We start from the raw sequence: 18,960 nt of genomic DNA on the forward strand, positions 1-18,960 counted from the left end.
ATGTGGAACGCATCTGTCGCATCATGGGCGGCCCATGCCGGCCGAACCGCTGACGTGAGCTACTTCGGTTCCTTGCCCTGGCCCTGCGCGGACCCGGCGTTGCCGGAGGAACCCTCGGGCTGCTGGCCGTCGTCAGGCTCCAGGGTGAACTCGTCGCCTGCCCCAGAGGCGGCCTCAGCCGTCGTCGCCTGGGCGGCGGCGGCTCCAGAAGCGGCTTCGGGCCCGCTCGCCGGCGAGGCGGCGGCGGAAGTCCCGGCCGCCCCGGCCGGAGTCCCGGTCGGGGCTTCCTGCGGGGGGAGTTGTTCACCCCGCAGCAGCATGTCGATGTCGGCTCCAGAGATGGTCTCGCGTTCCAACAGCGCCTTGGCCACGGCTTCCAGGGCTTCAGGTTCGTTTTCGAGGATGTTTTTGGCCCGGCGGTAAGCCGATTCCACGATCTTGCGCACCTCGGCGTCAATCTGGCGCGAGGTTTCCTCGCTGAAGTTGCGGTGGTGCACCAGATCCTTGCCAAGGAAGATCTCGTTTTCGCTCTCGCCGTAGGAAAGCGGTCCCAGCACCTCGCTCATGCCCCAGGAACAGACCATCTTGCGGGCCATGTTGGTGGCCCGTTCGATGTCGTTGCCGGCGCCGGTGGTCAGCTGGTTGAGCACGAGTTCCTCGGCCACCCGGCCGCCCATGAGCACAGCCAGATTGTTTTGCAGGAAGTCGCGGGAATAGTTGTGCCGGTCGTCAACGGGCAGCTGCATGGTGATGCCCAGGGCCATGCCGCGCGGGATGATGGAGACTTTGTGAATGGGGTCGGTGCCGGGCAGCTTCTTGGCGACCAGGGCGTGGCCGGCCTCGTGGTAGGCGGTGGTGCGCTTCTCGTCGTCGGTAAGGATGAGGCTGCGGCGTTCCTTGCCCATGAGCACCTTGTCCTTGGCGTGCTCGAAGTCGGCCATGTCCACCCGATCCTTGTTGATCTTGGCGGCTTGCAGAGCGGCCTCGTTGACCAAGTTTTCCAGGTCCGCGCCGGAAAAGCCGGGCGTGCCCCGGGCCAGGACTTCAAGATCGACGTCCGGGGACAGGGGCGAACGGCGGGTGTGGACTTCGAGGATGCGCCGGCGGCCGCGCACGTCAGGCGTGGGCACCACGACTTGTCGGTCGAAGCGGCCGGGCCGCAACAAGGCCGGATCCAGTACGTCGGGGCGGTTAGTGGCGGCAATAAGGATGACGCCTTCGTTGGATTCGAAGCCGTCCATCTCGACCAAAAGCTGGTTGAGGGTCTGTTCGCGCTCGTCGTGGCCGCCGCCCAGGCCTGCGCCGCGCTGACGGCCCACGGCGTCGATTTCGTCAATGAATATCAGGCAGGGAGCGTTTTTCTTGCCCTGCATGAACAGATCCCGGACACGGGCCGCGCCGACGCCGACAAACATCTCGACGAAATCCGAACCGGAAATGGAGAAAAAGGGCACGCCCGCCTCGCCAGCCACGGCCCGGGCCAGCAAGGTCTTGCCGGTGCCGGGTGAGCCGACCAGCAGCACGCCCTTGGGGATGCGCCCGCCAAGACGGGTGAATCGCTTCGGATCGGAAAGAAACTGCACCACCTCGGTCAGCTCTTCCTTGGCCTCGTCCACGCCGGCCACGTCTTCAAAGGTGATGCGCGTCTGTTCCTGGGTGATCATGCGAGCCCGGGAGCGGCCGAAATTCATGGCCCGGCCGCCGCCGCCCTGCATCTGGCGCATGAAAAATATCCATACGCCAACCAGCAGGAGCATGGGAAACCAAGACACGAGCAGCGTCATGTACCAGGGCGATTCCTCGTCCGGTTCGGCCATGACCTCGATCTTTTTCGCCATGAGCGAGCCGACAAGATTCGGGTCCTCGGGGGCATACGTCAAAAACTTGCCGCCGCCCGTCGCCACGCCGGTGATTTTTTTGCCCTGGATCTTGACGGAGACCACGTCTCCGGCATTCACCTTCTGCATGAATTCGGAATAGGAGAGCTTGGCGCTTTGGCTCTGGGGCTGGTTAAACAAGTTGAACAGGACGACCATGACCAGGGAGATGGCCGCCCAGAGCATGAGATTTTTCGCGAAGCTGTTCAAACTGGAGTCCTCCAGGGGACGGATGGGGCCCAAGCGGCCCGTGGGTTGTATAAGGCAAAAATCCTAACACAAGGCCGCCCGACCTGTCCACGCGGGCGCAAACGCACCCGCAGAGCGCCCGGGAAGGCTTGCCAAGGGTTCCGATGCCTCATATGTTCACCTATGGTAAGTATTGAGGCCAGGGCCGGCAAGGAGTAGTAATGGCCGAAAAGCGAATTTTGACCGTGGATGACTCGGTGAGCGTGCGTTCCCTGGTGTCCAGCGCCCTGCGTCAGGCCGGTTTCGACGTGGTCGAGGCCGTGGACGGCGCCGATGCCCTGGACAAGGTCGGCGGCGGCTTCGACATGGTCATCACCGACATCAACATGCCCAACATCGGCGGCATCGAGCTGCTTGGACTCTTGCGGGATCGCCCCGACACCCGGTTCATGCCGGTTATAGTCCTGACCACGGAATCCCAAAAAAACCTGCGCGACAAGGCCCTGGCCGCCGGCGCTTCGGGCTGGGTGGTCAAACCCTTCGAACCCACCAGCCTGGTGGCCGTGGTGCGACGTTTCATCACCCGAACATGACGAACCCTTCCCCGCCCGAAACCGCGCCCAATAGCGCCGCCGACACGGCCATGGCCGACGCCAGCGCCCTGCTCTTCCACGACGTGCCCGCGGCCGTGTATCTGCGCGGCGTGGACGGCAAGTTTCTAGAGGTCAACAACGCCACGGCCGCGCTTTTCGGCCATGCCGGCCCGGCCGCTTTTCTGTCCGCCATGGCCGACTGCCCGGAACAATTCTACCTCGACCCCACAGCCCGCCAGTCCGTGCTGGACGAACTTGCCGCCTCCGGCGTCGTCAACGGCCGGCGTTACCAGGCCATGTGCGACGACGGCTACGTGATTTGGATCGAAGAATCGGCCAAACGCACCGTTTCGCCTGAAGGCGACGTTTTTTATGTCGGCTTCCTGCGCGACGTCACCGAGGAAAAAAGCACGAGCTGGGCCTTGGCCGAGGCCGAAGAAAAATACCGCACCATTTTCGAAAACGCCGTGGAAGGCCTTTTCCAGATGACGCCGGCAGGACGCTTCGTCACGGTTAACGGCGCCTTGTCCCGAATGCTGCGCTTTGCCTCCCCCGAAGCCCTAACTGCCCTGGGCGACGCGGCGGCCAACCTTTTCACCCGCCCCGAAGACCGGCAATTCCTCCACGCCGCCCTCAGCGAAACCGGCGTGGTCCGGGCCATGGAAACCGAACTGCGGCGCGGCGACGGCACGCGCATCTGGGTGTCCCTCCAGGCCAGGGCCGTGCGTGGCGGCGACGGCGCGGTGGTGCTCTACGAAGGCTCCATGGAGGACGTCACCGAACGGCGGCGTTCCCAGGAGGCCCTGCGCCACAACCTCAAACGCACCAAGGCCCTTTTCCACCAGACCGTCAAATCCCTGTCCACCACCGTGCGCTTCCGCGACCCCTACACCGCCGGCCATCAGGACTCGGTGGCCCGCCTGGCCACGGCCATGGCCAAGCGTCTGGGGCTTGACCGCGACACCGTGGACTGCATCCAGGTGGCCGGCCAGCTTCACGACATTGGCAAGATCAGCGTTCCCGTGCGCTACCTGTGCAAGCCCGGCCGGCTCATCGGTTTGGAATGGGAATTCATGAAGCAACACGCGGCCACGGGCTATGAAATTTTAAAGGACATCGATTTTCCCTGGCCCGTTGCCGAGATTGTGCTGTGCCACCACGAGCGCCTGGACGGTTCGGGCTACCCCAGAGGCCTCGGCGGCGAGGCGCTTTGCCAGCCGGCCCGCATCCTGGCCGTGGCCGACGTCCTGGACGCCATGGCTTCCAACCGCCCCTACCGGCCGGCCCTCGGCGTCGCCGCCGCCCTGGAGGAGCTGGCCCGGCATCGGGGCACGGCCTTTGACGCCGACGCCGTGGACGCCGCCTGGGATGCCGTGACCGCCGGCGACGTGGCCTACTGATCCCGCCCATGCGCCTGACCGATTCCGATCTCCTGCGCGACCTCGACAAACCCGAATTCGCCGTCGTGCGGGCCGCTTTCGTGCCCAGGCACTTCCCCAAGGGCCGGCAGGTGTACGCCCCGCGCGAAGCCCAAAATTCCCTGTTCATCGTGGCCAAGGGCCGAGCCAGGGTCTACCTGTCCTACAAGGACAAGGAATTCACCATGGCCATCCTGGACGTGGGCGACGTCTACACCACCCACACCCGGGCCTCGGTGGAAGCCCTGGACGACCTGGATATTTTAGTGGCCGAACTGGCCGCCGTGCGCCGTTTCCTGGCCGACATGCCGGCGCTGACCTCCTCCATGGTCAAGGTGCTCGGCGATCTTTTGTCCCACGCCTTCTCGGTCATTGACGGCCTGGCCTTTCTCGACGTGCGCAAGCGCCTTATCCAGTTGCTCCTCTACGAAGCCGAACGAGTCAGCGCCGACGCCGAGCATATTCTGTGCTTTTCCCATGGGCTCAACATCGAACAGTTGGCCACCATCGTCGGCTCCTCCCGCCAGACCGTGTCTTCCCTCTTAAACGTCCTCGAACGCGACGGCGTCATTGAGCTGCGCGCCCGGGGCGTCATCTGCCTGCCCGACCTGGCCCGCCTGGAAGCCCTGGTCCACGAGTAGTTTCTGAGCGCCTTTGTCGGCAATCTGACAGACACGCCCGCCGCCCCACCGTAACCAGGGCCAAACGTCCGCGCGCACCGCCGAGACCAGCCTTCGGACGCGCGCCAAGGGAGGATGGCATGGCCAAGGATACGAGAACCATCGAGGAACTGTCGCCGTGGGAAGATGCCCGCCGGATGCTTGTAAAGGCAAAAGACGAAGGCATCGCCACGGTCTGGGACCGGCTGGCCGAACAGACGCCGCATTGCAGCTTTTGCGACCAGGGGCTGACCTGCAACAAGTGCGTCATGGGGCCGTGCCGCGTGAATCCCAAGGGCCCAAAGCGTCAGCTCGGGGTGTGCGGAGCCGACGGCGACCTGACCGTGGCCCGCAATTTCGGCCGGTTCGTGGCCGCCGGCGCGGCCTCCCACTCCGACCACGGCCGCGATCTGCTGGAAGCCCTTGAAGCCGTGAGCCATGGCACGGCTCCGGGCTACGCCGTGCGCGATACGGACAAACTGGCCCGGCTGTGCGCCGAAGTCGGCATCGCTACCCTTGGCCTGGACGCGGCCAGCCAGGCCAAGGCCCTGGCCGAGCACTTTTTCGAGGACTTCGGCACGCGCCGCCATGCCCTGTCGCTGCTCTCCCGCGCTCCGAAAAAGCGCCGGGACATCTGGGACGCCACCCGCTCCACCCCGCGCGGCATCGACCGCGAGTGCGTGGAAATGCTGCACCGCACCCACATGGGCGTGGACTGCGACCCGGTCTCCATCTGCCTGCACGCTGCCCGCACGGCCCTGGCCGACGGCTGGGGCGGCTCCATGATCGGCACGGAACTCTCCGACGTCCTTTTCGGCACGCCGCGTCCGGCCACGGTCGAGGCCAACCTCGGCGTGCTTCGCGCCGACAGCGTCAACATCCTGGTCCACGGCCACAGCCCGGTGGTCTCGGAAATGATCCTGGCCGCCGCCCGCGACCCGGAAATGCTGGCCAAGGCCAAAGCCGCGGGCGCGGCCGGCGTCAACGTGGCCGGCCTGTGCTGCACCGGCAACGAGGTGCTCATGCGCCAGGGCGTGCCCCTGGCCGGCAACCACCTCATGACCGAACTGGCCCTGGTCACCGGAGCCGTGGAGATGGTCGTTGCCGACTACCAGTGCGTCATGCCGAGCCTAGTGCAGATTGCCTCGTGCTACCACACCCGGTTTGTCTCCACATCTGAAAAAGCCCGTTTTCCGGGCGGCACGCACCTGGAATTCACCCTGGAAAACGCCCGGGACAAGGCCCGTGAGGCCGTCGAGCTGGCCATCGAGGCCTTTACCCGCCGCGACGCCGGCCGGGTGGACATTCCCACCACTCCGGTGAGCCTGCGCACCGGCTATTCCAACGAAGCCGTCATCGAGGCCCTGGGCGGTTCGGCCGAACCGCTTTTGGCCGCGATCAAGATCGGTCTGGTTCGCGGCGTGGTCGGCATCGTCGGCTGCAACAACCCCAAGCTGCCCCATGACGGCGTGCTGACCGGGCTGGCGAAAGAACTCATCCGCCAGGACATCCTGGTGGTGGTCACGGGCTGCGCCACGGTGGCCATGGGCAAGGCCGGGCTCATGACCACGGAAGGTCTGGAGCAGGCCGGGGTCGGGCTGGCCGAGTTCTGTTCCCGGTTCGATCTGCCGCCGGTGCTCCATGTCGGCAGCTGCGTGGACAACTCCCGCATTCTGGCCTTGTGCGGCATGTTGGCCGACGCTCTGGGCGTGGACATCGCCGATCTGCCCGTGGCCGCCAGCGCCCCGGAATGGTATTCGGAAAAGGCCGCCGCCATCGGGCTTTACGCCGTGGCCAGCGGCATCATGACCCATCTGGGCCTGCCGCCCAACATCCTGGGCAGCGAGCTGGTCACGGGCCTGGCCCTGGAAGGCCTGGAGGGCGTTTTCGGAGCCAGCTTCGTGGTCGAGCCCGACCCGGTCAAGGCGGCCGAGGCCATCAGCCGCCGCATCACGGCCAAGCGCCTAGCCCTGGGACTCAACGACCGTTTCGACGGCGCGGTTTTTTCTTAACGCTATGAACGACAATCCTGTAAGCGCCCCGACCGCAGCCCGTTTGTCCCTGGGTTCCTGGAACGCCTCGCCGCAGGGCCAGCTTGGTTCAGACGACCAGCCCGGGCTACCGGTCAGAAAAATCGCCTTTGCCGGCAAGGGCGGCGTCGGCAAGACCGCCCTGGCCGCGCTTTTCGGCGACTGGCTGGCCCGGTCGGGTCAGGACGTGACGCTTATTGACGCCGACACGGCCCTGTCGCTGGGCGCGGCTTGCGGCCTGGAGCCGGCCGCCTTGCCCGCCTCCCTGGCCGAGCGCGAGGATCTCGTGCGGGAGCGCATCGGCGACGGCGTGTATCTCAACCTGACGCCCCGGGCCGATGATCTGCCCGAGGCCATCCGCGTCGCCGTCCCGGTGGGCGACGGCCCGCTGTACGGACCGCGCCCCGGAGACAAACGACTTCTGGTCATGGGCGGGGTCAGCGGCGGCGGCGCGGGTTGCGCCTGCGCCGCCGGCCATCTGCTCCAGGCCATGCTGGCCCATGTCCTGACCGCCCGGGATGTTTGGACGCTTATCGACTGCGAAGCCGGGGTGGAGCACCTGGGCCGGGGCACGGTGGCCGATGTGGACGCCTTGTGCGTGGTCAGCGAAGCCTCGGCCCGGTCCCTGGCCGTGGCCGGACGGGTTGCGGCCATGGCCGGCCAGCTCGGGCTGACCCGGCAAGTCCTGGTTGTCACCGGGGTCGATCAGGCCGGGCTGGCCGCATTGGCCGCCCTGCCGCCAACGCTGCCGGATGTCCGGGTCGCCTTCCCTTTCCTGCCGGGGTTGGCCGCCCGGCAGGCGACCACGGGCAACGTGCTGTCCCTGCCCGAGGGCGGCCTGGCCGACGCCGCCTGCGCCGCCTTGGCCGAGGCCCTGGGGCGGGTCTAACAAGGGGCGATTCGCGCCCGGGGCTATTGCCAACAGCGCCCGCCCTCGCCCGGTCGAGCATGGCGCGCCATGTTCCCGCGACCGGCGTGGGGACGCGGGAACCGCTCTCTCGTCGGCCACGACGCACGGCCCCCCGGAGCACGACGACGCAACGACAGCCAAACATCCCACAAAAAAAGGGAGCGGCCCGGAAGCCGCTCCCTTTTTGGCGTTTACGCGCTCGAGAACTAGGCGAAAGCCTTCTCGAAGGGCGGAACGACCTGCTTCTTGCGGGACAGCACGCCGTCGAGCCACACGGAATCGCCTTTCACTTCGACGCCGAAGGCCTTGGTCACGTAGCTGGGATCGTCGGAGACGATCAGCATCTCGGAACCTTCCTTCATGATGTCGGTCAAAAGCAGGAAGACGCTGTGGCGGCCTTCGGCCTTGACCTTCTTGCACTCGGCCAACAGGTCGGCCTTGACCGGCTCAAGGATGGACAGGTCGACGACTTCGAGCTGGCCGATGCCAACCTTCTTGCCGCCCATGTCGAAGTCCTTGTAGTCGCGGAAAACGAGGTCCTTGGCCGGGGTGCCGCCCACGGCGGACTTGATCTTGAACATCTCGACGCCCAGAGCCATGTAGTCGGCCACGCCAGCGATCTTGGCCAGGGCCTCGACGGCTTCCTTGTCGGCCGGGGTGCAGGTCGGCGACTTGAACATGACGGTGTCGGACAGGATGGCGCACAGCATGATGCCGGCCATGGGCTTGGAGATCTCGACCTTGGCGCAGTCGTACATCATCTTGACCACGGTGCAGGAGCAGCCAACGGCCTTGACCAGGATGTCCAGGGGATTGGAGGTGGTCACATCGCCCAGCTTGTGGTGGTCGTAGATGCCGATGAGTTCGCCCTTGGAAAGGTTCTCCAGGCTCTGGGCCAGATCGGAGTGGTCGACCAGGATGATCTTCTTGTCGGTGGCGTCGGTGACGATCTCCGGAGCGGCCACGCCGAACTTTTCGAGCACAAAGGCGCTTTCGGGATTGAGCGGACCCTGAGCGGCGGCGATGGCGCCCATGCTCTGGGACTTGTTCATGAGATCGGCAACGGCAATGGCGGCGGCGACGGAATCGGTATCCGGATTTTTGTGACCAACGACGTAAACAGCCATGTCTTTTTCCTCCTGGGGGTTTGTCCAAGACCCTGACGGGTCGGCATCCGCGTGAGTAACTTGTGAATAATATCCCAATAGTCGTCTCTTGCCAAGCCCAAACCGGGCCGGGGCGACGTCTTTTTTCCCGAAAGTCCAGCCGGACCACAAGGCCGGCCATGTGAAAAAAAGTCTAGAAAAAACGCCAAGCCACGGCCAGGCCCATGCCGCCGGCCAGGGCGGCGTAGGCCGGACGGTAGCGCAGGGACAAGACCGCCCCCAGGCTGCCGAGAATCCACAGCTGCCCCCAGCTCGCCCGGGAGGACGCAAGATACGGCCACACCATGGGCAGGGCCACCGCAAAAAGGGCAATAAGGCCGGCCAGGGCCACGGCAAAGACCAGCCCCTGGATGACCACGGTGTTGACCAAGGCCCGACGGACCAGCTTACCCGGCTCAAATGGGGCGCGCTGGCGCTGGCGGGCGGCGGCGTAGCGGGAAAAGACGATGTTCTCCACCACTCGCTGGGCCCCTTCCAGGCCGGAAAACAGCCGGGCCAAGACCGAGGTGGCCCCGGCCACGCACAGGGCCTCGGCCGGGGTGGTCAGGGAAAAGACGTGCATAAGCGACAATCCGGCCAGGGTGGCGGCGGCGGCGTTGGGCGGGATGTGGGTGCCGGCGGGAATGCCGTCGAGCCAGAAAAGCTCGTAGAAGATGCAGAGACTAAGGGCGGCGGGCAAATCGCCCTGGCACAGGCCCCAGGCCAGGCCGATGACCAGGGGGCGTTCCAGCAGGGCGGCGTTTACGGCAAAGCGGAACGAGGAGCACAGGACAAAAAAAAAGCGACGCCAAGGACGTGGAGCGCAATGTCGGCCTGATGGGTCATGGCATGGGCCTCGCGTGGGTTACCATTGGGTCGGCCGTCGCGTCAGATCCTGGGCTGGGCCGGGTCGCCCGGCACGCAACGGTAGTCCAGCCGCACGCCCTTGTCCCGGAAAAAATCCAGACAGGATTCGTCTTCCTTGGACAGGGCCACATGGGGACAGACTTGCCTCTTGCCCGGGGCGTAGTGGAGATTGCCAAGGTTCAAGTTGGCGAAATCGAACCCGTATTCGTAGGCGACCTGGGCATCGCGGCAACTGGCGAACAGGATCAGCGCCTCGGGCAGGTCCAGGGGCGCATGGCTGAAATAGCCGGCCAGATCGGCCACGGGCAGAAACACAATGGCCACGCCGTCGGGGATGGCCAGGGACATGATCTCCTGGCGGAGATGATCGGCGGCCAAGTCGTCGTTGACCACCACGATCCGGCTGGCGTGGGTAAACGGCAGCCAGGTCTCGATGATCTGGCCATGAACGAGGCGGTTGTCGATGCGCACGAAGGCCATGGCTACCCCTCGGCCACCTTTTTGCGCAGCACCTCGCCAGCCACGACGATGCCCTGGCAACCGGCCTGCTTGGCCTCCACGGCCAGGGTTTGCAGGGGACGGGTGCGCGAACCCAAAATTTTGATGAGCATGGGCAAATTGACGCCGGTGAGGACCTCAAGCTGGCCCGAACCCAGAAGCGACAGGCTCATGTTGGTGGGCGTGCCGCCGAACATGTCGGTCAGCACCAGCACCCCGCCGCCCTGGTCGGTATCCTTGATGGCGGCCTTCAGCGCGGCCAGGGATTCGTCCACGGCCTTGGTCAGATCGACGCTGACGGCCTGGCAGTGCTGCTGGGGGCCGAGGATGAACTCGGCGGCGGCAATGAGCCGCGACCCGTAGTCGGTGTGGGTGACGACCACCACGCCAACGGGCGCGTCCTTGAGGGGCTCGGCATTCATAGACAGGCATCCCGGAGCATGTCGCCCCCGTCTTGACGGTTTGAGACCGTCGGCATTGCATCCCGCTTCCGTCCCGGCCACGCCGCGCGGAAGCCCAAGATCTCACACGATAATCATCCGCGAACGAGACTGCCGGGCCGGCAAGGCGACCAGCCGGGATGGCGTCGCCATCGCCAAAAGCGAAAGCCCCTGGGCCGGGTAAACCGCCCCGCCGCTCTCGCCGGCAACCCCCGTTGCCGTAGCGCTTAAGACCTGCGGCCTAGCCGCGTTCAATGTGCCGATGTTCAAGGGAGATATTGTAGCCAGCCTTGGAGAGCGTGTCAAAGACCGACTCGGCCACGGCCACCGAACGGTGGCGGCCGCCGGTACAGCCAAAGGCCAGGGTCAGGCGGTAACGCCCTTCCTTGGCGTACAGCGGGAGCAGATAGAGCAGAAATTCGGTCAGCCGGCGCAAAAACTCCCGGCCCGGTTCCTCGGCCAGGACGTAATCGCGCACCGCCGCTTCCTTGCCCGTGCGCTCGCGCAGTTCCTTGTTGAAATAGGGATTGGGCAAAAAGCGCAGGTCGAAAACCATGTCGGCCTCGGAGGGCGGGCCGTACTTGAAGCCGAAGCTCATGACGTGGACCTTGAGGGTTCCGGCGGTGGGCCGGATGGAAGCCCATTTCTCCTGGAGCTTGCGGCGCAGATCGTGGATGGTGAAATGGGTGGTGTCCAGCACCATGTCGGCGGCGTCGCGAAGGGGGCGCATGCGTTCGCGCTCGGCCACGACCGCTTGCTCAAGGCCCCTCTCGGCGCTTTCCAAAGGATGCGGGCGGCGAGTAGTGGCGTAGCGGCGGATGATCTCGCCGTTGTCGGCCTCGAAAAAGATGATCTGGGTGAGGTCCTGTTTGCGCCGCACCTCGGCCAGGGTCGCGCCCCAGTCGGTGTCGAGGTCGGCTTGGCGCACGTCCATGCCCAGGGCCAGGCCTTTGTAGCGCTGGCCGCCCTTGTCGTCGAAAAGGCTCATGAGCTTGGGCACGAGGCTGACCGGCAACCCGTCCACGCAAAAAAAACCCAGGTCCTCGAAGACGCGAAGGGCTGTGGATTTTCCGGACCCGGACAGGCCGGTCAAGATAACGACGGGGAGTTCCCTGGCCGCATGTTCCATGGCATTCACCTTCCGGCCCAAGGGCTTAACAAATTTCCCGCGCGTTTGTGTGACGACAAACGCGCGGGAAACGTTTTTTCAGGCAGCCTTAGGCGGCGGCGAGCACCTGCCGCAAGGCCTCGTCGGTTTCGGCGGCCAAAAAGGCCCGCCGGAAGGATTCGTCGGACAAAAGCCGCGAGATGTGGGCCAGAATGCGCAAATGCAGGCCCGCGACATGCTCGGGCGCGAGCACCAGGAAGAAGATGCGGCAGGGCTTGAAGTCCAGCGCATCGAAGCTGACGCCCGCAAGGCTTCTCCCGACGACGATGACGATGCGTTCGAGGCTCTCCATCTTGCCGTGGGGAATGGCCACCCCGTCGCCGATGCCCGTGGTGCCGAGGTTTTCCCGGTCGAGCAGCACCTGATGGGCGCGTTTGGCGTCAAAATCGGGCCACTGCTTCTTGATGGGGGCCACGAGCTCGGCCAACACTTCGGACTTGGACTCCGACGCAAGATTCCCGATGACGAACTCGGGCTGGAGATAGTCCTCTAACCGCATCTAAGCGCCCGTTCCAGGATCGATGAGGCCGAAGTCGCCGTTGCGCAGGCGGTAGATGACGTTGGGCCGTTCGGTTTCGGAGTTGATGAACACCAAAAATTCGTACTTGAGGGCCTCAAGCTGCATGGCGGCTTCTTCCACGGCCATGGGCTTGGGCTGGTACTCGTCGGTTTCGATGATGGTGGGCACGCGGCCGCCGGCGGCGTCCTCGCTGATGCTGATGACGTCCATGCGGACCTGCTCCACGGTCTGGCGGCGGCGGTCCTTTTGCTTCTCGCGGAACTTCTTGGCCTGAGCCTCGATCTTGTCGAGGATCAGGTCAATGGTGGAGTACATGTCCTCGGAGGTTTCATGGGCCGAGATATGCATATTGTCGGCCAGGAAGATGACGTCGGCCATCTGCCGGGTCTTTTCCACGGCCAGGTTGACCTGGACTTCCGAGGTGTCGGTGGACGAGGTGTACTTGCCAAGCTTTTCAAAGCGCTTCCTGGCATAATCGCGCAAATGGTCAGACGGCTCGAAATTCTTGAAATTAAAGGTGATGTTCATAGAATCCTCCAGGCTGGCGTGGTGAGGGGCCGGAATCCCGGCCCGAAGCATCAGAAAACCGCCTTGCGCTTCGACGACGACTCGATTCCCATGGCCGTGCGGTACTTGGCCACGGTTCGCCGGGCGATGTTGATTTGCAGCTCGTCTTTGAGCATGTCGGCGATGGCCTCGTCGCTGATGGGCTTCTTGGCGTTCTCGCCGGAAATAATCCGCTTGATCATGGCCTTGACCGATTCGGAACCCACGGTGCCGCCGTCGTCGAGCTCCAGGGCGCTGTTGAAAAAGAACTTGAGCTCGAAAATGCCGTGGGGCGTGGCCACGTACTTGTTGGACGTGATGCGGCTGACGGTGGACTCATGCATGCTGATGTCGTCGGCCACGTCCTTGAGGATCAGCGGCCGCAGCCGGGTCACGCCGTCCTCGAAAAAGCCGCGCTGAAACTTCACGATGCTCTCCAAAACCTTATAAAGCGTGCGCTGGCGCTGGTACAGGCTCTTCATGAGCCACATGGCCGAACGCATCTTATCCTGGAGGTAGTCCTTGTCCTTGTCGTTTCGCGGCAGGCTGCCGTCGGTGTAGGACATGTTGAGTCCCAGGCGCGGCATCCCCTCCTCGTTGAGCAGGATGACGAAGTCCTCGCCGTACTTGTAGACGAAGGCGTCCGGGCTGACGTAGATCGGGTCGCCCGAACCATAGCTGGCCCCGGGCATGGGATCGAGGGTCTGGATCAGCTCCAGGTATTCCTTGAGCTTTTCCATGGTCAGGTGAAATTTCTTGGCCAGGGGCTTGTAGCGCTTCTTTTCGAGGTCTTCGAGATGCTCGCGAACGAGTTCGATCAGGATGGGATCGTCATAGCCGTAGACCTCGATTTGTATGAGCAGGCATTCGCTGGGAGTGCGGGCGGCCACGCCCACGGGATCGAAGCGCTGGAGACGGTGGAGCACCTTTTCGACATGGGCCGGGTCGGCGTTGGCCATGCCGGCGATTTCCTCCACCGTGGCCCGCAGATAGCCCGAGGAATTGAGGCTGCCGACGATGGTCTCGCCGATCTCGACTTCCTTGGCCGTAAAATTAGACAGGTGCATCTGCCAGCCGAGGTGGCCGTCGAGGGACGGCTTGGAGGCCAAACGGGCGTCGAAAGCCATGCCCTCCTCGGGCACTTCCAGGTCGCGGGACAGGGACTGCTTGCTCGTGCTGGCGAAATCGCCAAGGTAGTCGTCCCACTCGGCGTTTTTGAGCAGTTCCTTTTCGATGGCCGCGTCGGCTCCCGTGGGGCCGTTGTTGTCCTCGACCATGACGCGTTCGGGCTGGCGGTCCTCCTCGACGGATTCCTCCAGAAGAGGATTTTCCAAAAGCTCCTGCTGCACGCTTTCAAGCAGCTCCAGCCGCGACAGCTGCAAGAGCTTGATGGCTTGCTGCAGCTGGGGGGTCATCACCAGCTGTTGGGAAAGCTTGAGTTGCTGCCGCAGTTCCAGGGCCATGCTTACCGCCGTGCTCGAATGTCGTTGACGTTATCGGGAATTGTCTGTGGGCCTTGCCCGGACGAGGGCCACCCCGCCCAACAAAAACCATGCCACAATTGAAGCCTTGTGGCAATCGGCACTATCGGCCTTCAGCCGAGGAACCACTGGTAGGCGGCTTCCAACCGGCCCTTGGCGGCCAAAATATAACGCACGGCCTCGCGCACCGCGCCCTGCCCTCCCCCGCGCCGCGACACCCACAAGGCCAGATCAAGGATCTCCGGCTGGGCGTCGGCCACGGCCATGGGCAGCCCGACCAGCTCCATGGGGCCGGCGTCCACCCAATCGTCGCCGAGAAAGGCGGCCTGATGCGGGGCCAACCCGGCCCGGGCGAGAATGCCTTCCAGCACACCCACCTTGCGGTAGTGGCCGGGGTGGTACTCCTCGATGCCCAGTTCCCGCATCCGGGCGGCCACGGCCGGGCTGTCCAGGCCGCTTATGACCGCCACGGCCAGTCCCGCCGCCTGGGCCGCCTTGATGCCCAACCCGTCGTGGACATGGAAACGCTTGATCACCTCGCCCCGGGCATCGACGTAGATGCCGCCGTCGGTCATGACCCCATCAACGTCGAGCACCAGCAGCTCCACGTCCCGGGCGCGCGCAATGGCCAGTTTGGCGTCTTCGGACATAATAGACTCCCTTTGCGATACGACGGCCGCGAAGCGAAAAAGCAACGCCCTACCCTGGCCGCCGACAGGCGCAATCTAGCCCAAAAATCGCACCATGACCAGAAGATAAACGTTTTTAGAGCCTTGCCAAGCCATGCAGCCCTTTGGCCCAAAAAAAGTCCGGAGAAGCCGCCTTCCCCGGACCGAGCCATCTTTTTGCGCTTGGGCCGTCTAGCCCTTGTGCCGCTTGGCCGCGGCCACGAACTCGCGGAACAGCGGATGCGGACGCATGGGGCTGCTCTTGAATTCGGGATGGAACTGGCAGCCCAGGAACCAGGGATGGTCGGGCAGCTCCACCATCTCGACCAGTTCGCCGTCCGGGGACAGGCCGCTTAAGACCAAGCCGGCTTCCTCGAAATTGCCGGCGTAGGCCTTGTTGAACTCGTAGCGGTGGCGGTGGCGCTCGGAGATTTCCGACGCGCCGTAGGCGGCGGCCGCCTTGGTGCCCGGCGCGACCACGCAGGGATAGGCGCCCAGGCGCATGGTGCCGCCCTTGTCGCTGGTCGGGTCGCGGTGCTCGATGGTCTGGGTGCGGAAGTCGTACCACTCGCGCATGAGGTAGATGACCGGATGTTGCGTGGTCAGGTCGAACTCCTCGGAGTTGGCCCCGTCCAGGCCCAGCACGTTGCGGGCGTATTCGATGACCGCGCACTGCATGCCCAGGCAGATGCCGAAGAAGGGGATCTTCTTGGTGCGGGCGTATTCGATGGAGGCGATCTTGCCTTCCACCCCGCGCGAGCCGAAACCGCCGGGAACGAGGATGCCGTCAATGCCCGAAAGCGTGGCGGCCACGTTTTCCCGGGTCAGCTCCTCGGAGTTGACGTAAACGAAATTGACCGACACCCCGGCGTGGACGCCGCCGTGGACCAGGGATTCGTGAAGGCTCTTGTAGGCCTCCTTGAGGTCCACGTACTTGCCGACGATGGCGATGGACACAGTGCCGACCGGGTTTTCCAGGCGGTACATGAGGTCGCGCCAGGGTTCGAGTTCGGCGTTTTTGGCCGGCAGACGCAGCAAAATGGCGATTTTTTGGTCCACGCCCTCGCCATAGAGACGCAGCGGCAGCTCGTAGATGCTCTTGACGTCCACGGCCGTGAACACGGCGTCGGCATCGACGTCGCAAAAAAGCGCGATCTTCTGCTTGATGTCCCGGGCCAGATCCACTTCGCTGCGGCAGATGATGATGTCGGGCTGGATGCCGATGGAGCGCAGTTCCTTGACGCTGTGCTGGGTGGGCTTGGTTTTGACCTCCCCGGCCGTGCGCAGGTAGGGCACCAGCGTCAGGTGGATGTACAGGGCGTTTTCCTTGCCCAGTTCCATGCGCAGCTGGCGGATGGCCTCCAGGAAGGGCTGGCCCTCGATGTCGCCCACCGTGCCGCCGATTTCGATGATGGCCACATCCTCGTCAGTGGCGACGCCCAGGATGGAACGCTTGATCTCATCGGTGATGTGGGGGATCACCTGGACGGTGCCGCCCAGGTAGTCGCCCCGGCGCTCTTTCTGGATGACGCTGAAATAGATGCGCCCGGAGGTGAAGTTGTTGTTCTGGCTCATGGGCACGCCGAGGTAGCGCTCGTAATGCCCGAGGTCGAGGTCGGTTTCGGCCCCGTCGTCGGTGACGTACACTTCGCCGTGCTGGAACGGGTTCATGGTGCCGGGATCGACGTTGATGTAGGGATCGAGTTTCTGGATGGTGACCTTGAGTCCCCGGGCCTGGAGCAGCGCGCCGATGGAGGCGGCGGCGAGTCCCTTGCCCAGGGAGGACAGCACCCCTCCCGTAACGAAAATAAACTTGGTCTTCATGGCATGCCGTCCTTGTTTCACGGGTCCGTCCCGGCGACCCCGGCGGAATGCGCCCACCGCCAGGCCTTTGGCCCGGGCGCGGTTGACGCGGCCGGTGCGGCCCCGTATGTTCAGCCGCGCAAAGTAAGCTTTCGGAAGCAATTTTTCAAGGAACCCTTGGGAGGATTTCCCCGTATGCCCCAGGTGCGCACCCTCGTGATCACCGGTTTCGGCTCCAACTGCGAGGTCGAATCGGCCCATGCCGCCCGCATGGCCGGGTCCGATGTTACCGACATCGTATTCTTTTCCGACATCGTGGCCGGCCGGACAAGGATCGACGCCTACAATTTTTTGATTTTTCCCGGCGGGTTTCTCGACGGCGACGACCTTGGCGCGGCCCAGGCCGCAGCCGTGCGCTGGAAACATGCCCAGACCGCCGCAGGCGAACCGCTTCTTGACCAGCTGCGCGCCTTCTTCGACGCCGGAGGCCTTATCCTCGGCATCTGCAACGGCTTTCAGCTCCTCGTCAAGCTCGGCCTTCTGCCGGCCCTGGGCGGAGCCTACTTCGCCCGCCAGGTGAGCCTGGCCAACAACGACTCGGCCCGCTTCGAGGACCGTTGGGTGACGCTGCGGGCCAACCCGCAAAGCCCGTGCGTGTTTACCAAGGGCCTTTCGGTCATCGACCTGCCCGTGCGCCACGGCGAGGGCAAGCTCGTGCCCATGGAGCCGGCCGTCCTCGACGAACTTATGGCCAGCGGCGCCGTGGCCCTGCAGTACGCCGACCCGGCCACGGGCGCGGTCACCATGGACTATCCGGCCAACCCCAACGGTTCTCCCCAGGCCATTGCCGGACTGACCGACCCCACGGGCCGCATCCTGGGGCTCATGCCCCATCCCGAGGCCTTCAACCATCCGACCAACCACCCCGATTACACCCGGGGCGCGCGACCGACCCTGGGCACGGCTCTTTTCGAAAACGCCGTGGCCTATCTGCGCGCCGGGGCCTGATCGGGCTTTTCCGCCAGTCTACGGCCCGGCCGGGGACCTCCCGCGCCGGGCCGTTTTTGCCGCTGCCCATCCCAGGACGCCGTTGGCCAAGGTCGCAACCGCCGCCAAACGCGCAGCGTCGTCCAGATTTCGGCCTGTAAAGGCGTTGCCGCGTCCATGGTGTCGGACCTTCCGGCGACCAAGAAAGCCGTGTGCCCTGTACTTCTGGCCACCGTGCCGCCTCAACAAGAACCTCTATTACCGCGCTCCCCTTGCCGAGTGCGCCAGCCGGACAAACGCCATGGCCCTGGTTCCCGTCAGACGCTTCGACGCCGCCTGTGGCGAACTGCCCGCCCCGCCGCCGGGCTGGCCGGATTTCGAGGCGGTGATGGCCCTGGCCCTGGCCGAGGCCCGGGCGGCGGCGGTTCTGGGCGAGACGCCGGTGGGCGCTGTTTTGCTCTCCGCCGACGGCGAACTGCTGGCCCGGGCCGGCAACGCGCCCATCACCACAAACGATCCCACGGCCCACGCCGAGATGCGGGTCTTGCGCCAGGCGGCGGCCAAGGTCGGCAACTACCGGCTGCCGGGCACGATCCTGGCCGTGACCCTGGAGCCGTGCCTCATGTGCCTGGGGGCCATGATCCACGCCCGTGTGGGCCTGCTCGTCTATGGCGCGACCGACCCGCGCACCGGGGTCGTCGATTCCCGGCTGCCCGGCCCGGACCTGCCCTTTTTCAACCACCACTTCGACGTCGTGTCCGGAATCATGGCCGGGGAATGCGGCGGACTGTTGCGGGATTTTTTCCGGGAAAAGCGGCGCGGTGGAGCGGGTTGAGGCGTGATTGCGGCCCACGCGAAAAAATGCTTGCCAACCAGCCGGGCCGAGGATAATTTGCCGACTCCCTTCCAGCTCTCTGTGCGGAGAGGTACCGAAGTGGTCGTAACGGGCCCGACTCGAAATCGGGTTGCGGGTTAATAGCCTGCACGTGGGTTCGAATCCCACCCTCTCCGCCAATTGATCAACAAAACAAGCTAGTTACAATATCCAGCGACGCACAAACGCCGCTGATTTCTTGCGTCCCAATACGGCCTGCCCCACGACCTCTTCCCTCTCCCGCAAATAAAAATTACGCCCTCGCCCCGCGGTTCTACGCCGCCCCC

General features: G+C 64.7%; 18 protein-coding genes and 1 tRNA gene. 8 read left to right on the forward strand and 11 right to left on the reverse strand.

Translation table 11 applies throughout. The features are described 5' to 3' along the window. Positions 1–59: 59 nt before the first annotated feature. Positions 60–2,087: an ATP-dependent zinc metalloprotease FtsH gene (gene ftsH / locus C3Y92_RS12110; RefSeq protein ID WP_129352864.1), complete on the reverse strand. Its 2,028-nt coding sequence runs from the start codon at positions 2,085–2,087 to the stop codon at positions 60–62. Positions 2,088–2,287: 200 nt separating this feature from the next. On the opposite strand from ftsH, the gene C3Y92_RS12115 reads away from it, so the two are divergent. The 5 genes from C3Y92_RS12115 to C3Y92_RS12135 all read left to right on the forward strand — a co-directional run bounded on the left by C3Y92_RS12115 (position 2,288) and on the right by C3Y92_RS12135 (position 7,655). Beyond that, positions 2,288–2,659, forward strand: a complete 372-nt coding sequence (locus tag C3Y92_RS12115) for a response regulator (protein ID WP_129352866.1) — start codon at positions 2,288–2,290, stop codon at positions 2,657–2,659. Continuing rightward, positions 2,656–4,059, forward strand: coding sequence for an HD domain-containing phosphohydrolase (locus tag C3Y92_RS12120; protein ID WP_129352868.1), 1,404 nt, complete (start codon positions 2,656–2,658; stop codon positions 4,057–4,059). The genes C3Y92_RS12115 and C3Y92_RS12120 overlap by 4 nt, the downstream gene beginning before the upstream one ends. A gap of 8 nt (positions 4,060–4,067) precedes the next feature. Continuing rightward, positions 4,068–4,718 (forward strand): Crp/Fnr family transcriptional regulator, encoded by a 651-nt coding sequence (locus C3Y92_RS12125; protein WP_129352870.1) that lies wholly within the window; start codon positions 4,068–4,070, stop codon positions 4,716–4,718. Positions 4,719–4,837: 119 nt separating this feature from the next. Beyond that, positions 4,838–6,748, forward strand: a complete 1,911-nt coding sequence (gene cooS / locus C3Y92_RS12130; protein WP_129352872.1) for an anaerobic carbon-monoxide dehydrogenase catalytic subunit — start codon at positions 4,838–4,840, stop codon at positions 6,746–6,748. A 4-nt stretch (positions 6,749–6,752) separates the two neighbouring features. After that, positions 6,753–7,655 (forward strand): nucleotide-binding protein, encoded by a 903-nt coding sequence (locus C3Y92_RS12135; protein ID WP_129352874.1) that lies wholly within the window; start codon positions 6,753–6,755, stop codon positions 7,653–7,655. A 227-nt stretch (positions 7,656–7,882) separates the two neighbouring features. On the opposite strand, the gene C3Y92_RS12140 is transcribed toward C3Y92_RS12135, so the two are convergent. From C3Y92_RS12140 to C3Y92_RS12185, 10 genes are all read right to left on the reverse strand, one after another. Next, positions 7,883–8,803 (reverse strand): manganese-dependent inorganic pyrophosphatase, encoded by a 921-nt coding sequence (locus C3Y92_RS12140; RefSeq protein ID WP_015861248.1) that lies wholly within the window; start codon positions 8,801–8,803, stop codon positions 7,883–7,885. A 172-nt stretch (positions 8,804–8,975) separates the two neighbouring features. Next, positions 8,976–9,611: a PTS sugar transporter subunit IIC gene (locus tag C3Y92_RS12145; protein WP_129352876.1), complete on the reverse strand. Its 636-nt coding sequence runs from the start codon at positions 9,609–9,611 to the stop codon at positions 8,976–8,978. 98 nt (positions 9,612–9,709) lie between these two features. Further along, the gene (locus tag C3Y92_RS12150) at positions 9,710–10,168 is read right to left on the reverse strand and encodes a PTS sugar transporter subunit IIB (RefSeq protein WP_129352878.1); all 459 of its coding nucleotides are present in this window, start codon (positions 10,166–10,168) and stop codon (positions 9,710–9,712) included. A gap of 2 nt (positions 10,169–10,170) precedes the next feature. Then, entirely contained in the window at positions 10,171–10,608 is a 438-nt protein-coding gene (locus C3Y92_RS12155; protein ID WP_129352880.1) for a PTS sugar transporter subunit IIA, read from the reverse strand. 259 nt (positions 10,609–10,867) lie between these two features. Continuing rightward, the gene (gene rapZ, locus C3Y92_RS12160; RefSeq protein WP_129352882.1) at positions 10,868–11,755 is read right to left on the reverse strand and encodes an RNase adapter RapZ; all 888 of its coding nucleotides are present in this window, start codon (positions 11,753–11,755) and stop codon (positions 10,868–10,870) included. Positions 11,756–11,843: 88 nt separating this feature from the next. Beyond that, positions 11,844–12,293: a PTS sugar transporter subunit IIA gene (locus C3Y92_RS12165; RefSeq protein WP_129352884.1), complete on the reverse strand. Its 450-nt coding sequence runs from the start codon at positions 12,291–12,293 to the stop codon at positions 11,844–11,846. Then, complete coding sequence (gene hpf, locus C3Y92_RS12170) at positions 12,294–12,842, reverse strand: ribosome hibernation-promoting factor, HPF/YfiA family (protein ID WP_129352886.1); 549 nt, start codon at positions 12,840–12,842, stop codon at positions 12,294–12,296. Between the two features lie 50 nt (positions 12,843–12,892). After that, a complete protein-coding gene (rpoN, locus tag C3Y92_RS12175) occupies positions 12,893–14,323 on the reverse strand; it encodes an RNA polymerase factor sigma-54 (RefSeq protein WP_129352888.1) in 1,431 nt (476 codons plus the stop codon). 131 nt (positions 14,324–14,454) lie between these two features. Further along, the gene (locus C3Y92_RS12180) at positions 14,455–14,991 is read right to left on the reverse strand and encodes a KdsC family phosphatase (protein ID WP_129352890.1); all 537 of its coding nucleotides are present in this window, start codon (positions 14,989–14,991) and stop codon (positions 14,455–14,457) included. A 210-nt stretch (positions 14,992–15,201) separates the two neighbouring features. After that, on the reverse strand, positions 15,202–16,833 hold the full coding sequence (locus C3Y92_RS12185; RefSeq protein ID WP_043600621.1) for a CTP synthase: 1,632 nt from the start codon (positions 16,831–16,833) through the stop codon (positions 15,202–15,204). A 174-nt stretch (positions 16,834–17,007) separates the two neighbouring features. Between C3Y92_RS12185 and C3Y92_RS12190 the strand changes: the two genes are divergently transcribed. The 3 genes from C3Y92_RS12190 to C3Y92_RS12200 all read left to right on the forward strand — a co-directional run bounded on the left by C3Y92_RS12190 (position 17,008) and on the right by C3Y92_RS12200 (position 18,813). After that, positions 17,008–17,820 (forward strand): phosphoribosylformylglycinamidine synthase subunit PurQ, encoded by an 813-nt coding sequence (locus tag C3Y92_RS12190; RefSeq protein WP_129352892.1) that lies wholly within the window; start codon positions 17,008–17,010, stop codon positions 17,818–17,820. Positions 17,821–18,100: 280 nt separating this feature from the next. Next, a complete protein-coding gene (locus tag C3Y92_RS12195) occupies positions 18,101–18,634 on the forward strand; it encodes a nucleoside deaminase (protein ID WP_129352894.1) in 534 nt (177 codons plus the stop codon). 85 nt (positions 18,635–18,719) lie between these two features. Next, positions 18,720–18,813, forward strand: a tRNA-Ser gene (locus tag C3Y92_RS12200). Positions 18,814–18,960: the final 147 nt, after the last annotated feature.

It is taken from the genome of Solidesulfovibrio carbinolicus (assembly GCF_004135975.1).
In the GTDB taxonomy this organism is placed as follows: domain Bacteria; phylum Desulfobacterota; class Desulfovibrionia; order Desulfovibrionales; family Desulfovibrionaceae; genus Solidesulfovibrio; species Solidesulfovibrio carbinolicus.

Coding starts and splice junctions, on each gene's coding strand:
- C3Y92_RS12115 (WP_129352866.1), top strand. CDS start 2,288: ATGGCCGAAAAGCGAATTTTGACCGTGGATGACTCGGTGAGCGTGCGT.
- C3Y92_RS12120 (WP_129352868.1), top strand. CDS start 2,656: ATGACGAACCCTTCCCCGCCCGAAACCGCGCCCAATAGCGCCGCCGAC.
- C3Y92_RS12125 (WP_129352870.1), top strand. CDS start 4,068: ATGCGCCTGACCGATTCCGATCTCCTGCGCGACCTCGACAAACCCGAA.
- cooS (WP_129352872.1), top strand. CDS start 4,838: ATGGCCAAGGATACGAGAACCATCGAGGAACTGTCGCCGTGGGAAGAT.
- C3Y92_RS12135 (WP_129352874.1), top strand. CDS start 6,753: ATGAACGACAATCCTGTAAGCGCCCCGACCGCAGCCCGTTTGTCCCTG.
- C3Y92_RS12140 (WP_015861248.1), bottom strand. CDS start 8,803: ATGGCTGTTTACGTCGTTGGTCACAAAAATCCGGATACCGATTCCGTC.
- C3Y92_RS12150 (WP_129352878.1), bottom strand. CDS start 10,168: ATGGCCTTCGTGCGCATCGACAACCGCCTCGTTCATGGCCAGATCATC.
- C3Y92_RS12155 (WP_129352880.1), bottom strand. CDS start 10,608: ATGAATGCCGAGCCCCTCAAGGACGCGCCCGTTGGCGTGGTGGTCGTC.
- rapZ (WP_129352882.1), bottom strand. CDS start 11,755: ATGGAACATGCGGCCAGGGAACTCCCCGTCGTTATCTTGACCGGCCTG.
- C3Y92_RS12165 (WP_129352884.1), bottom strand. CDS start 12,293: ATGCGGTTAGAGGACTATCTCCAGCCCGAGTTCGTCATCGGGAATCTT.
- hpf (WP_129352886.1), bottom strand. CDS start 12,842: ATGAACATCACCTTTAATTTCAAGAATTTCGAGCCGTCTGACCATTTG.
- rpoN (WP_129352888.1), bottom strand. CDS start 14,323: ATGGCCCTGGAACTGCGGCAGCAACTCAAGCTTTCCCAACAGCTGGTG.
- C3Y92_RS12180 (WP_129352890.1), bottom strand. CDS start 14,991: ATGTCCGAAGACGCCAAACTGGCCATTGCGCGCGCCCGGGACGTGGAG.
- C3Y92_RS12185 (WP_043600621.1), bottom strand. CDS start 16,833: ATGAAGACCAAGTTTATTTTCGTTACGGGAGGGGTGCTGTCCTCCCTG.
- C3Y92_RS12190 (WP_129352892.1), top strand. CDS start 17,008: ATGCCCCAGGTGCGCACCCTCGTGATCACCGGTTTCGGCTCCAACTGC.
- C3Y92_RS12195 (WP_129352894.1), top strand. CDS start 18,101: ATGGCCCTGGTTCCCGTCAGACGCTTCGACGCCGCCTGTGGCGAACTG.